This window comes from Bradyrhizobium sp. CCBAU 25338 (assembly GCF_028128965.1).
GTDB classification, from domain to species: Bacteria; Pseudomonadota; Alphaproteobacteria; order Rhizobiales; family Xanthobacteraceae; genus Bradyrhizobium; species Bradyrhizobium liaoningense.
This window is the reverse complement of record NZ_LFKY01000001.1, coordinates 324,537-337,444: the sequence shown is the minus strand read 5'-3', so window position 1 is coordinate 337,444 and position 12,908 is coordinate 324,537. Positions and strand designations below refer to the sequence as shown.

Genomic DNA, 12,908 nt, shown 5'->3' with positions numbered 1-12,908 from the left:
GAACGAACTCAGGTCAAGGGAGAAGCCAGATGTCCAATTCCAAAGATGCCGTCCGCAAGGTGCTTGACCAGGTCAAGGCGGACAACCGCACCAGCCTGACGGCGCCGGAGGGCAAGCTGGTCTGCGACGCCTACGGCATTCCGGTGCCGAAGGAGGGCGTGGCAAAGTCGGCAGGCGAGGCCGGCAAGATGGCTTCGTCCATGGGCTTCCCGGTCGTGATGAAGATCGTCTCGCCGGACATTCTCCACAAGACCGAAGCCGGCGGCGTCATCGTCGGTCTCAAGACCACCGAAGAGGCCGAGAAGGCCTACGAGACCATTCTTTCCAACGCCAAGAAATATAAGTCCGATGCCAAGATCGAGGGCGTCCAGGTGCAGCAGATGCTGGCCGGCGGCACCGAGGTCATCGTCGGTTCGATCACCGACGGCTCGTTCGGCAAGCTCGTTGCCTTCGGCCTCGGCGGCGTGCTGGTCGAGGTGTTGAAGGACATCACCTTCCGCCTCGCGCCCGCGACCAAGGAAGACGCACTCTCGATGCTCGACGGCATCCAGGCGCATGAGATCTTGAAGGGCGTGCGCGGCAGCGAGCCGGTGAATCGCAACGCCCTCGCCGACGTCATCGTCAAGGTGTCGCAGCTCGTCACTGATTTTCCCGAGATCGTCGAACTCGACCTCAACCCGGTGTTCGCGACGGCGAAGGGCGCGACGGCAGCCGACGTCCGCATCGTCGTCGACTTCGCCTTCAAGCCGAAGCCGAAGCCGCGCCCGACCGAAGAGATCGTCACCGCGATGAACCGCATCATGCAGCCGAAGGCGGTCGCCGTGGTCGGCGCCTCCGCCGAGGATGGCAAGATCGGCAATTCCGTGATGAAGAACCTCATCAACGGCGGCTACAAGGGCGAGATCTATCCGATCCATCCCAAGGCCACCGAGATCCTCGGCTACAAGGCCTACAAGAGCGTCAAGGACGTGCCCGGCGTGATCGACGTCGCGGTGTTCGCGATCCCCGCCAAGTTCGTGGCTGCGGCGCTCACCGAGTGCGGCGAGAAGAAAATCCCGGGCGCGGTGCTGATCCCGTCGGGCTTCGCCGAAGCCGGCGCGCCGGAGCTGCAGGCCGAGATCGTCGAGGTCGGCAAGAAATACGACATCCGCCTGATGGGGCCGAACATCTACGGCTTCTACTATACGCCCGCCAATCTCTGCGCGACTTTCTGTACTGCTTACGACGTCAAGGGCCATGCGGCGCTGTCGTCGCAGTCGGGCGGCATCGGCATGGCCATCATCGGCTTCTCGCGCTCAGCGAAAATGGGCGTCTCGGCGATCGTCGGTCTCGGCAACAAGTCCGACATCGACGAGGACGATCTGCTCGCCTTCTTCGAGCAGGATCCGAACACCAACCTGATCGCGCAACACTGCGAAGACCTCAAGGATGGTCGCGCCTTTGCGGAAGCGGCAAAACGCGTTTCCAAGAAGAAGCCGGTGGTCGTGCTCAAGGCCGGCCGCACCTCGGCCGGTGCCAAGGCTGCGTCCTCGCACACCGGCGCGCTCGCCGGTAACGACCGCATCTACGAGGACGTGTTCAAGCAGTCCGGCGTGATCCGCGCTCGCTCCTTGCGGCAGCTGCTCGAATTCGCCCGTGGCGTGCCGGTGCTGCCGACGCCGAAAGGTGAGAACGTGCTGATCATCACCGGCGCCGGCGGCTCGGGCGTGCTGCTCTCGGACTCCTGCGTCGACAACGGCCTGTCGCTGATGTCGATGCCGCCGGATCTCGATGCGGCCTTCCGCAAGTTCATCCCGCCGTTCGGTGCGGCCGGAAATCCTGTGGATATCACCGGCGGCGAGCCGCCGATCACCTACGTCAACACCGTGAAGCTCGGCCTCTCGGACGAGCGCATCCACGCGCTGATCCTCGGCTACTGGCACACCATCGTCACCCCGCCGATGGTGTTCGCCCGCAACATGGTCGAGGTGAAGAAGGAGATGGAGGCCAAGGGTTTTGTGAAGCCGATGGTCGCGTCTCTGGCCGGCGACGTCGAGGTCGAGGAAGCCGCCGAATATCTCTACCAGAACGGCATTCCGGCCTACGCCTACTCGACCGAGCTGCCGGTCGAGGTGCTCGGCGCCAAGTACAAGTGGGCGCGCGGGGCAGGGCTGCTCTGAGCTGTCGTTCGCCTCTCCCCGCCCGCGGGGAGAGGCCGGAATTTGCGCAGCAGATTCCGGGTGAGGGGGACCCTCCACGAGTCTGACTGCCCCCGTCCTCGCGGAGACTCCCCTCACTCTGACCCTCTGAGCGCGAGCGAAGCTCGTCGCCGCCCCGCAGGCGGGGAGAGGAGAAGAATGAATGCAGGTCGCGATGAGCAAGAACGTGATCCGCCGCAAATCGCTCGAGCCCAAATCGGTCGCGGAAGCCGATCACGAGGGCCGCGACGGCGGCGTGCAGTCCGTTGATCGTGCGCTTTCGATCATCGAGACGCTGGCCGAGGACGACGAAGGTTATCGCCTCAGCGATCTCGCGATCCGCACCGGCCTGTCGGCGTCCACCGTGCACCGGCTGCTCGCAACCCTCGAAAACCGCCGTTTCGTGCAGTTCGACCGTGCCGAATCCAAATGGCATGTCGGCGTGCGCAGCTTCACCGTCGGCGCCAGCTTCGCGCGGCGGCGCAATTTCTCTGCGCAGGCGATTCCATACCTCCGCAAGCTGCGCGATCTCACCCGCGAGACGGCCAATCTCGCCGTGGTCGACGACGAGTTCATCATCGTGCTGACCCGCATGGAAAGCCGCGAGATCATGCGCTCACTGACCAAGGTGGGCGGCCGCGTTCCCATGGTAACCTCCGGCGTCGGCAAGGCCGTGCTGGCAACCTATTCGGACGAGGACGTTGGCGCCGTCATCCGCCATCACGGCATGCCTCGCCTGACCGAGAAGTCGATCGTTCGGCCGAGCGACCTGTTCAAGGAACTCGAAAAGATCCGCAAGCAGGGCTACGCCCTCGACGATGAAGAGGCCTGCATGGGCCTGCGCTGCGTTGCGGCGGTCGTCTACAACGACTGCGCCGAGCCGCTCGCGGCGATTTCAGTCTCCGGCATGACGGGCCGGCTGACCGATCAGCGGTTGCCGGAGATCGGGCAAATCGTCCGGGATGTCGCTGCCGAACTGACGGCCGCGCTCGGCGGGGTGATCCCGGCGCCTCGCTGACCAAAAAAAGCCCTGGGGGATGTCACTGGACAGTATCGGCCGTTTTGGCTGATATGCGACCAAACGACACAATGCGGCAAACGTCCGCATGAGCCTGGAGATGCCCCCATGTTTCGATTTCCCCCGCGCCTTGTCGGCGCAGCCGTCGCGCTGACCCTGGCGGCAGCCAATCCGGCCTTTGCCCAGCAACTCGAGCTCAAGCTGATGGCGCCGGCAGCTCCGGGCGGGGGCTGGGACCAGACCGCGCGCTCGATGCAGCAGGCGCTGGTGGCTTCAGGCGTCGCGCGCAGCGTGCAGGTCACCAACGTTCCCGGTGCCGGCGGCAGCGTCGGCATCGCGCAGTTCGTCAATGGCGCCAAGGGCGACGGCAACCAGATGATGGTCAACGGCTTCGTCATGGTGGGCGCGCTCGCCATGAACAAGTCGCCGGTGACGCTGGAGCAGGTGACGCCGATTGCCCGCCTCACCGAGGAGATCCAGGTGATCGTGGTTCCCGCGAATTCGCCGATCAAGAATGCGCAGGATCTCGCCGCCGCGGTGAAGGCCGATATCGCCAGGGTCACCTTCGCCGGCGGCTCTGCCGGCGGTGTCGACCATGTGATGGCAGCCCTGTTCGCCGGCGCCGTCGGCGCAGACGCGAAGAAGATCAACTACATCCCGTTCTCCGGCGGCGGCGAGTCGCTGGCGGCGATCCTCGGCGGCAAGGTCACCGCGGGCATTTCGGGCCTGAGCGAATATGAAGGGCAGATCAAGTCCGGCAAGCTGCGCGCGATCGGCGTGACCTCGGAGAAGCGCATTGCCGGCAGTGACATCCCGACCTTCAAGGAGCAGGGCATCGACCTCGTGATTGCCAACTGGCGCTCGGTGGTCGCGCCTCCCGGCATCACGCCGGAGCAGCGCAAGACCTTGAGCGATGCGGTCGAGAAGATGGTGAAGTCCGACGCCTGGAAGGAGATACTCAAGCAGAAAGGCTGGGAGGATGCGTATCTCGGCGGCGACGCTTTCGCTGACTTCCTGAAGAAGGAAACGGTGCGCGTCACCGATGTGCTGAAATCGGTGGGCCTCGTCAAGTCATGACCTCAGGCGATCCTGCGCAGCCGCCGCGGCGCGTCGACCGCGCCGGCCTCGCTATCGCCGCGTTGCTCGCAGGGCTCGCCGCGGTGCTGGTCTGGGATGCGCGCGGCCTGCAATCCGCCGCGATGTACGGGATGGGGCCCGAGGCGATGCCGGTTGTGGTCGCCTCCGGCCTGGCCTTGCTCGCGATCGGCAATTTCATCGACGCGCTACGTGGCAACCTGCCGGCGCGCGAGAGTGCCGATCCCGTTCCGGTGATTCTGATCCTGGTCGGCTTGGCGCTGCTGATCGCGATCATCGGCTTCGGCGGCGGCTTCATCCTGGCGACGTCCGCGCTGTTCGTGACCACGTCGGCGGCGTTTGGGCGCCGTGCCATCCTGATCGACAGCATCATCGCCCTCGTGATGTCGACCGTCATCTATCTCGCATTCGACCGCCTGTTGACGCTGAGCCTTCCGGCCGGGCCCCTGGAGCGACTGCTGTGATGGACACTTTTGCCGCGCTCGCCCACGGCATGGCGGTCGCCGTCCAGCCGATGAACCTGCTTTATGCGCTGATCGGCGTGTTCCTCGGCACGGCCGTCGGCGTGCTGCCCGGCATCGGCCCGGCGCTGACGGTCGCGCTGCTGCTGCCGGTGACCTACAAGCTCGATCCCGGCGGCTCGCTGATCATGTTCGCCGGCATCTACTATGGCGGCATGTATGGCGGATCGACCACCGCGATCCTGATCAACACGCCCGGCGAGAGCGCCTCGATGGCGACCGCGCTCGAAGGCAACAAGATGGCCAAGGCCGGCCGTGGCGGGCCGGCGCTTGCGACCTCCGCGATCGGCTCTTTCGTTGCCGGCACCATCGCCACCATCGGACTCGCCTTCCTTGCGCCGTGGCTGGTCGATTTCGCCGTGCGCTTCGGCCCAGAGGATTACTTCGCGCTGATGTGCGTTGCCTTCGTCACGGTGTCGGCGACCTTCGGAGATTCGCCGGTTCGTGGTCTGACCAGCCTGTTCGTCGGCCTGACGCTGGGCCTCGTCGGCATCGACAAGTTGACCGGCCAGGCGCGGCTTGCGTTCGGCATCCCCGAGCTGCTCGACGGCGTCGAGGTGACGACGCTCGCGGTCGGCCTGTTCGCGGTGGGCGAGGCGCTCTATGTCGCATCGCGCCGCCACCACACCGAGGAGAAGCTCGAGCCGGTGCGCGGCTCGCTGTGGATGACAAAAGAAGACTGGAAGCGATCGTGGAAACCGTGGCTGCGCGGCACCATGTTCGGCTTTCCGATCGGCGCCCTGCCTGCGGGGGGCGCCGAGATCCCGACCTTCCTGTCCTATTCGACCGAGAAGCGCCTGACCAAACACCCCGAAGAATTCGGCAAGGGTGCGATCGAAGGGGTGGCGGGCCCGGAAGCGGCCAACAACGCCTCCGCCGCCGGCACGCTGGTGCCGCTGCTCACGCTCGGGCTGCCGACCTCGGCGACCGCCGCGATGATGCTGGCGGGTTTCCAGCAATACGGCCTCAATCCAGGGCCGCTGCTGTTCGCCGAGCGGCCCGATCTGGTGTGGGGTCTGATCGCGAGCCTCTTCATCGCCAACTGCATGCTGCTGGTGCTCAACCTGCCGCTGGTTGGACTGTGGGTGCGCCTGCTCGCGATTCCGCAGCCCTGGCTCTATGCCGGCATCCTCGTTTTCGCGACCATGGGCACCATCGCTGCCAAGCCGTCGGTGGTGGAACTATCGATGCTGGCCGGCTTCGGCGTGCTCGGCTTCTTGATGCGCCGGTTCGATTTTCCGATCGCTCCCGTGGTCGTCGGCCTGATCCTCGGCCCGATCGCCGAAAGCCAGTTGCGTCGCGCACTCGCGATCAGCCTCGGCGATCCCATGACACTGGTCCAAAGCCCGATCTCGGCGACGCTGCTGGCGGTGGCGTTGATCGCGCTACTGGCGCCCTTCGTGCTGAAGGGGCTCGGGCGATTCAAGGCGAACGAGGATTAGCCGTTAAGACGCACGCATGTGCTAATGCTGCGCCCATCCCGTGGAGAAATGCCATGCCGTCGGAACTTCGCTCGCCCCGTCTGGCCGTCCTGATCGACGCCGACAATGCCTCTGCAAAGATCGCGGATGGACTTTTCGAGGAGATTGCCAAGATCGGCGAGGCCAGCGTCCGACGCATCTACGGCGACTTCTCCAATGCGCGTTCCAGGGGCTGGGCCGACATTCTGTCGAAGCACGCCATCATCCCGCAACAGCAGTTCGCTTATACGACGGGAAAGAATGCGTCCGACATAACCCTGGTCATCGACGCGATGGACCTGCTTCACAGCGGCCGGTTCGACGGCTTCTGTCTGGTGTCTTCCGACAGCGACTTTACCCGTCTCGCCGCCCGCATCCGGGAGCAGGGCGTCGACGTCTTCGGGTTCGGCGAGCAGAAGACGCCGGAAAGCTTCAGGCAGGCCTGCCGGAGATTCGTCTATACCGAGAACCTGCTTGCTGGCCCGGCGAACACCCAGGATGCCGCCACGAGGTCGGCGCCGCTTCAGCCGCCCGATGCCGCCACGCCCATCATCAAGAAGGTGATCACCCAGATGGAGAGCGAGGACGGCTGGGTCGCCCTTGGTGAAGTCGGACGGCAGCTCGCCAATCTGGCTTCTGATTTCGATCCGAGGACGTTCGGCTTTCGCAAGTTGAGCGACCTCGTGCGAAAGACGAATGCGTTCGAGATCGATGAGCAAAAAGGCCGGTCGATGCGCATTCGGGTCAAGCCCACTGCCGCACCGCCGAGGCGAAGGCGGAACCCGCGCAGGGCTTCGGGCGTGGGAGCAGCAGGTGCTTCGGCGCCGAAGACGTAAGCAGGTCCTGCCGCTATATTTGAGCTTGCCCGGGGTGGGGCCGGGCGTAACCATCGCTCGGCCGTAACGTCACCGAGAGCCCAGATGACCAGACTCACCCGTTTCTCCGTTGCGCCGCTGCACAGCATGACGCGGCGCCTCGCCGACGTCGCCTCGGCGCGCGTTGCGCCCGATTTCGTCGTCACGGGCGCCCGGGTGCTCTCGACCTATTCGGAGCGCATCCACGCGAACCGCGAAATCTGGATTGCTGGCGGCCGCATCGCTGCGGTGAAGCCGGCCGGCACGGCGAAGAAGGTTTGGAGCGGCGTGCCGCTCTATGATGCGGCCGGCGGCATCATCGCGCCGGGGCTGGTCGATCCGCACATCCACATCGAATCCTCGATGGTGACGGCCTGTGCCTACGCGGAAGCTGCGCTGCTCAACGGAACCACCACGATCTTCTGCGACAGCCACGAGATCGGCAACGTCATGGACGTCGCCGGCGTCGAGGCGATGCTGGAGGACGCACGCGAGGCGCCGCTCTCGATCTTCTTGACGGTGCCCAGCACGGTGCCAGCTACGTCCGCGGAACTGGAAACCGCCGGCGGCGACCTCACGCCGGACAAGATCGCGGGCCTGTTCGATCGCTGGCCTGAGGCGGTCGCACTCGGCGAGAAGATGGATTTCGTGCCAGTCACCATGGGCGACGAGCGCAGCCATGCCATCCTCGCCGCGGCCCTGAAGCGCGGGCGTCCGGTGTCCGGTCATGTCTATGGCCGCGAGTTCGTCGCCGCCTATGCGGCGAGCGGCGTCACCGATACGCATGAGGCGATCGACCGCGACATCGCTGACGATCTGCTCGACGCCGGCGTCTGGGTGTTCCTGCGCGGCGGCCCGCCGACGACGCCATGGCATTCGCTGCCGCAGGCGATCCGCACCGTGACCGAGCTCGGGGCCTCGCACAAGCGCACGGCGGTCTGCACAGATGATCGCGATGCCGACGATCTGCTGCTGTTCGGTCTCGACTGGGTGGTGCGCGAGGCGGTGAAGGCGGGGATATCGCCGGAGCAGGCCTGGTCGATGGGCTCGCTTCATGGCGCGACACGTTTCGGCATGGATGGCGATATCGGCGGGCTCGGCGGCGGCCGCCGCGCCGATCTCGTGCTGATGGACGACCAGCTCAAGCCGCAATGCACCTGGTATGGCGGCGAGCTCGTGGTCGAGAACCGCAAGATCACCGGGCTTCTCGATCAGGCCTTGTCGCAACGCTATCAATATCCGAGGGCCGCCTACGCCACGGTGAAGCTTCCGGAGAAGCTGAAGCTGACGCCGGAGCTGCCGGCGAAGGCCTGCACCGTCAACGCGATCAAGACCGCGTTGCCCGGCATCATGCTGATCCATGAGAAGGTCGCGATCGAACCTGCAAAGGATTGGCCATCCCTGTTCGCCCGCTACGGACTTTGCTTCGTCACGGTCGTCGAGCGCCACGGCAAGTCGGCCGGCAATGTCGCCCATGGCCTTCTCAAGGATTTCGGCCTGAAGCGCGGCGCGGTCGCCTCCAGCGTCGGCCACGACAGCCACAACATCATCGTCGCCGGCACCAACGAGCCGGACATGCAGGTGGCGATCGCTGCGATCAAGGAGCATCAGGGCGGCGTGTGCGTCGTCGCCGACGGCAAGGTGAGGGCGCTGGTTCCGCTGCCCATCGCCGGGCTGCTCTCCGACAAGCGCGTCACCGAAGTGGCGGAAGAAGTGAAGGTGCTGAAGAAGGAATGGGCGGAGGCCGGCTGCACCATCCCCTACATGGGCTTCAATTTGATTCCGCTATCGGTCATTCCGGAAATTCGCATCACCGACAAGGGTCTCGTGCTGGTGCCGCAGATGGAGCTGGCACCGCTGTTCGAGTGATCCGCTTTCACGCAATCCTCGATGTAACCGATTGAGACCGCCGCGATTTTTCCGCGGTTGCCGCATCGTGGAAAATAAAACCGATCTCGTTGAGATTGCATCTTGTGCAACCGATGATCTCGTTCACTGACTCAACTTGAGCGAGGTCCGATATGGCGAAGATGCGAGCCGTCGATGCAGCCGTGCGTGTCCTGGAGAAGGAAGGCATCTCGACTGCCTTCGGGGTCCCCGGGGCCGCGATCAATCCGCTTTACTCGGCGCTCAGGAAGCGTGGTTCGATCCGCCACATCCTGGCGCGGCATGTCGAGGGAGCCTCGCACATGGCGGAAGGATATACGCGGGCCAAGGCCGGCAATATCGGCGTCTGCATCGGCACCTCGGGGCCGGCCGGCACCGACATGATCACCGGGCTCTATTCCGCGATCGCCGATTCCATCCCGATCCTCTGCATCACCGGGCAGGCGCCGCGGGCGCGTCTCTACAAGGAGGACTTCCAGGCGGTCGATATCGAGTCGATCGCAAAGCCCGTGACCAAATGGGCGGTGACGGTGCGCGAACCCGCGCTGGTGCCGCGCGTGTTCAGCCAGGCTTTTCACGTGATGCGCTCGGGCAGGCCAGGACCGGTGTTGATCGACATGCCGCTCGACGTGCAACTCGCCGAGATCGAGTTTGACGAGGAGACTTATGAACCGCTGCCGGTCTACAAGCCCACTGCCACGCGCAAGCAGGTCGAGAAGGCGCTGGAGATGCTCAACGCGGCCGAGCGGCCGCTGATCGTCGCCGGCGGAGGCATCATCAATGCCGATGCCTCGGATCTGCTGGTCGAGTTTGCCGAGATCACCAACGTGCCCGTCGTCCCGACGCTGATGGGATGGGGCGCGATCCCCGACGACCATGTGCTGATGGCCGGCATGGTGGGGCTTCAGACCAGCCACCGCTACGGCAACGCCACGCTGCTGGAATCCGATTTCGTGCTCGGTATCGGCAACCGCTGGGCCAACCGCCACACCGGCTCGGTCGAGACCTACACCAAGGGCCGCACCTTCGTGCATGTCGATATCGAGCCGACGCAGATCGGGCGCGTGTTCAATCCCGATCTCGGCATCGTCTCGGATGCGAAGGCCGCGCTCGAACTGTTCGTCGCCGTCGCCAGGGAGTGGCGCCGGTCAGGCAGGCTTCGCGAGCGCCAAGCGTGGCCCGCTTCCTGCCGCGATCGCAAGAAGACGATGCTGCGCAAGAGCCATTTCGACAACGTGCCGATCAAGCCGCAGCGCGTCTACGAGGAGATGAACAAGGCGTTCGGCCGCGACACCACTTATGTCACCGTGATCGGCCTGTCGCAGATCGCCGGCGCGCAATTCCTCGGCGTCTACAAGCCGCGCAACTGGATCAATGCCGGACAGGCGGGACCGCTCGGCTGGACGCTCCCCGCCGCGCTCGGCGTGCGTGCGGCGTGCCCGGATCGCGACATCGTGGCGCTCTCCGGCGACTACGACTTCCAGTTCCTGATCGAGGAGCTCGCGGTCGGCGCGCAGTTCAATCTGCCCTACATCCACGTCGTCGTGAACAATTCCTATCTCGGCCTGATCCGCCAGGCCCAGCGCGGCTTCGAGATGGACTATCAAGTCCAGCTCTCCTTCGAGAACATCAACGCACCCGAGATCGGCGTCTACGGCGTCGACCATGTCGCAGTTGCCGAAGGCCTCGGCTGCAAGGCGATCCGCGTCACCCGCCCCGAGGACACGCAAGCCGCGTTTGCCACCGCGCGTGAATTGATGGCCAGGCATCGCGTGCCCGTGGTGGTCGAGTTCATCCTCGAGCGCGTCACCAACATCGCGATGGGCACCGAGATCGACAACATCGTCGAGTTCGAGGAGGTGCTGGACCTTCCGCTCGACGAGGTCGAGCGGGCGCGCCCGGGCGTGCTGCAGCCGGCGGAATAGAAGAGAGCATCATGCCGAAGTTTGCCGCCAACCTCACCATGCTCTTCAACGAGATGCCCTTCCTCGACCGCTTTGCCGCTGCGAAGGCGGCGGGTTTCGCCGGCGTCGAATATCTCTTTCCCTATGATTTCGACAAGGCGCAGCTGCGCGAGCAGTTGGAGGCCCACGGGCTGACCCAGGTGCTGCACAATCTGCCGGCCGGCAATTGGGCGGCGGGCGAGCGCGGCATTGCCATCCTGCCCGATCGCGTTAGTGAATTCCGCGACGGCGTATTCCGCGCCATCGACTACGCCAAGGCGCTCGATTGCGAGCAGCTCAACTGCCTCGTCGGCATCGCGCCTGTCGATGCGGACCCGCGCCAGCTGAACGAGACCCTGGTCGGAAATTTGCGCTTTGCCGCCTCGACGCTGGCGCGGGAGAACATCAAGCTGTTGGTCGAGCCGATCAACACGCTCGACATTCCCGGCTTCTATCTCAACGGGACCGAGCAGGCGGTGCAGCTGATCTCGGAAGTGCGGTCGAATAACCTCTTCATCCAGTACGACATCTATCACATGCAGATCATGGAAGGCGACCTCGCTCGCACCATGCAGGAATACCTGCCTGAGATCGCCCACATCCAGCTCGCCGACAATCCCGGCCGCCACGAGCCCGGCACCGGCGAGATCAACTATCCTTTCCTGTTCCGCCATCTCGACGCGATCGGCTATCGCGGCTGGATCGGCTGCGAATACAAGCCCCGCACCACGACGCTAGAAGGCCTGTCCTGGCACGCGGCACAGACGTTCGAGACTTGAGACTGTAGCCAAGCCGACGGTGGGGCTCCCTCTCCCGCTTGCGGGAGAGGGTTGGGGAGAGGGTATCTCCGCGGTGGGGTTCTTGCGGAGAGAATCCCAACGCGGACAGAACCCTCACCCGGCACTGCGTGCCGACCTCTCCCGCAAGCGGGAGAGGTGCACTGGGCACGTGGATAGACTTACCAGAAACTTTCGCAGAGGAAATGAAGACATGACCAACATCGGCTTCATCGGACTTGGCACCATGGGACGGCCGATGGCCCGCCATCTCCTGGCCGCGGGCCATCGCGTTCTCCTGCATGACGTCGCGCCTGTTGCCCCCGAGCTGATTGCGGCCGGCGGCATTTCCTGCAACTCCGGCAAGCAGGTGGCGGAGGAGGCGGATGCGGTCATCATCATGGTGCCGGATACGCCGCATGTCGAAGCCGTGCTGTTCGGCAAGGACGGGGTCGCGAGCGGCATTTCCAGGGGCAAGATCGTGGTCGACATGAGCTCGATCTCGCCGCTGGCGACGAAGGAGTTTGCGAAGAGGATCGAGGCGCTCGGGGCGGACTATCTCGACGCGCCGGTGTCGGGCGGGGAGGTCGGAGCGAAAGCTGCGAGCCTCACCATCATGGTCGGCGGGCCGGAGCGGGCTTTTGGCACCATGAAGCCGATCTTCGACAAGATGGGCAAGAATGTCACGCATGTCGGCGCCAATGGCGACGGCCAGACGACGAAGGTCGCCAACCAGATTATCGTCGCGCTGACGATCGAGGCCGTGAGCGAAGCGCTTCTGTTCGCATCCAAGGCCGGCGCGAACCCAGCGCTGGTGCGCAAGGCGCTGATGGGCGGCTTCGCCTCGTCGCGGATTCTCGAAGTGCATGGCGAGCGCATGGTGAAGCGCAATTTCGATCCGGGCTTCCGCATCGAGCTGCACCAGAAGGATCTCAACCTCGCGCTCGAAGGCGCTCGCTCACTCGGCTTGTCGCTGCCGAGCACGGCAGTGGCGCAGCAATTGTTCTCGTCCTGCGCGGCGCATGGCGGCAAGGCGTGGGATCATTCGGCGATGGTGCGGGCGCTGGAACTGATGGCGGGGCACGAGATCGCCGCAGCTTGATGTGTTACCGCGTAACAGTCTTCAGATTCTGTCGCTTCTTTGGCCGGAGGGAACCGGAACAATGCCTCCGCCCCG

At 64.8% G+C, this 12,908-nt stretch carries 10 protein-coding genes; all 10 read left to right on the top strand.

All coding sequences use genetic code 11. The features are described 5' to 3' along the window. Positions 1-29 precede the first annotated feature (29 nt). Positions 30-2,159, top strand: a complete 2,130-nt coding sequence (locus ACM42_RS01520) for an acetate--CoA ligase family protein (protein ID WP_271526356.1) — start codon at positions 30-32, stop codon at positions 2,157-2,159. A gap of 193 nt (positions 2,160-2,352) precedes the next feature. Beyond that, the gene (locus ACM42_RS01515) at positions 2,353-3,195 is read left to right on the top strand and encodes an IclR family transcriptional regulator (protein WP_271526390.1); all 843 of its coding nucleotides are present in this window, start codon (positions 2,353-2,355) and stop codon (positions 3,193-3,195) included. A gap of 108 nt (positions 3,196-3,303) precedes the next feature. After that, complete coding sequence (locus tag ACM42_RS01510) at positions 3,304-4,272, top strand: Bug family tripartite tricarboxylate transporter substrate binding protein (protein ID WP_271526355.1); 969 nt, start codon at positions 3,304-3,306, stop codon at positions 4,270-4,272. Further along, positions 4,269-4,754, top strand: a complete 486-nt coding sequence (locus tag ACM42_RS01505) for a tripartite tricarboxylate transporter TctB family protein (RefSeq protein WP_271526354.1) — start codon at positions 4,269-4,271, stop codon at positions 4,752-4,754. Before ACM42_RS01510 ends, ACM42_RS01505 begins: the two co-directional genes overlap by 4 nt. Then, the gene (locus tag ACM42_RS01500; RefSeq protein ID WP_271526353.1) at positions 4,754-6,253 is read left to right on the top strand and encodes a tripartite tricarboxylate transporter permease; all 1,500 of its coding nucleotides are present in this window, start codon (positions 4,754-4,756) and stop codon (positions 6,251-6,253) included. Before ACM42_RS01505 ends, ACM42_RS01500 begins: the two co-directional genes overlap by 1 nt. Before the next feature lie 53 nt (positions 6,254-6,306). Further along, complete coding sequence (locus tag ACM42_RS01495; protein WP_271526352.1) at positions 6,307-7,107, top strand: NYN domain-containing protein; 801 nt, start codon at positions 6,307-6,309, stop codon at positions 7,105-7,107. An 84-nt stretch (positions 7,108-7,191) separates the two neighbouring features. Beyond that, positions 7,192-8,994 (top strand): adenine deaminase C-terminal domain-containing protein, encoded by a 1,803-nt coding sequence (locus ACM42_RS01490; protein WP_271526351.1) that lies wholly within the window; start codon positions 7,192-7,194, stop codon positions 8,992-8,994. Between the two features lie 152 nt (positions 8,995-9,146). After that, positions 9,147-10,937, top strand: coding sequence for a glyoxylate carboligase (gene gcl / locus ACM42_RS01485; RefSeq protein ID WP_271526350.1), 1,791 nt, complete (start codon positions 9,147-9,149; stop codon positions 10,935-10,937). An 11-nt stretch (positions 10,938-10,948) separates the two neighbouring features. Beyond that, the gene (hyi, locus tag ACM42_RS01480; RefSeq protein WP_271526349.1) at positions 10,949-11,734 is read left to right on the top strand and encodes a hydroxypyruvate isomerase; all 786 of its coding nucleotides are present in this window, start codon (positions 10,949-10,951) and stop codon (positions 11,732-11,734) included. Between the two features lie 211 nt (positions 11,735-11,945). Next, positions 11,946-12,833, top strand: coding sequence for a 2-hydroxy-3-oxopropionate reductase (locus tag ACM42_RS01475; protein ID WP_271526348.1), 888 nt, complete (start codon positions 11,946-11,948; stop codon positions 12,831-12,833). Positions 12,834-12,908: the final 75 nt, after the last annotated feature.

Excerpts from the sequence above, each read along its gene's own strand:
- ACM42_RS01520 (WP_271526356.1), top strand. The coding sequence starts at position 30 with ATGTCCAATTCCAAAGATGCCGTCCGCAAGGTGCTTGACCAGGTCAAG.
- ACM42_RS01475 (WP_271526348.1), top strand. The coding sequence starts at position 11,946 with ATGACCAACATCGGCTTCATCGGACTTGGCACCATGGGACGGCCGATG.
- ACM42_RS01515 (WP_271526390.1), top strand. The coding sequence starts at position 2,353 with ATGAGCAAGAACGTGATCCGCCGCAAATCGCTCGAGCCCAAATCGGTC.
- gcl (WP_271526350.1), top strand. The coding sequence starts at position 9,147 with ATGGCGAAGATGCGAGCCGTCGATGCAGCCGTGCGTGTCCTGGAGAAG.
- ACM42_RS01505 (WP_271526354.1), top strand. The coding sequence starts at position 4,269 with ATGACCTCAGGCGATCCTGCGCAGCCGCCGCGGCGCGTCGACCGCGCC.
- ACM42_RS01500 (WP_271526353.1), top strand. The coding sequence starts at position 4,754 with ATGGACACTTTTGCCGCGCTCGCCCACGGCATGGCGGTCGCCGTCCAG.
- ACM42_RS01490 (WP_271526351.1), top strand. The coding sequence starts at position 7,192 with ATGACCAGACTCACCCGTTTCTCCGTTGCGCCGCTGCACAGCATGACG.
- hyi (WP_271526349.1), top strand. The coding sequence starts at position 10,949 with ATGCCGAAGTTTGCCGCCAACCTCACCATGCTCTTCAACGAGATGCCC.
- ACM42_RS01495 (WP_271526352.1), top strand. The coding sequence starts at position 6,307 with ATGCCGTCGGAACTTCGCTCGCCCCGTCTGGCCGTCCTGATCGACGCC.
- ACM42_RS01510 (WP_271526355.1), top strand. The coding sequence starts at position 3,304 with ATGTTTCGATTTCCCCCGCGCCTTGTCGGCGCAGCCGTCGCGCTGACC.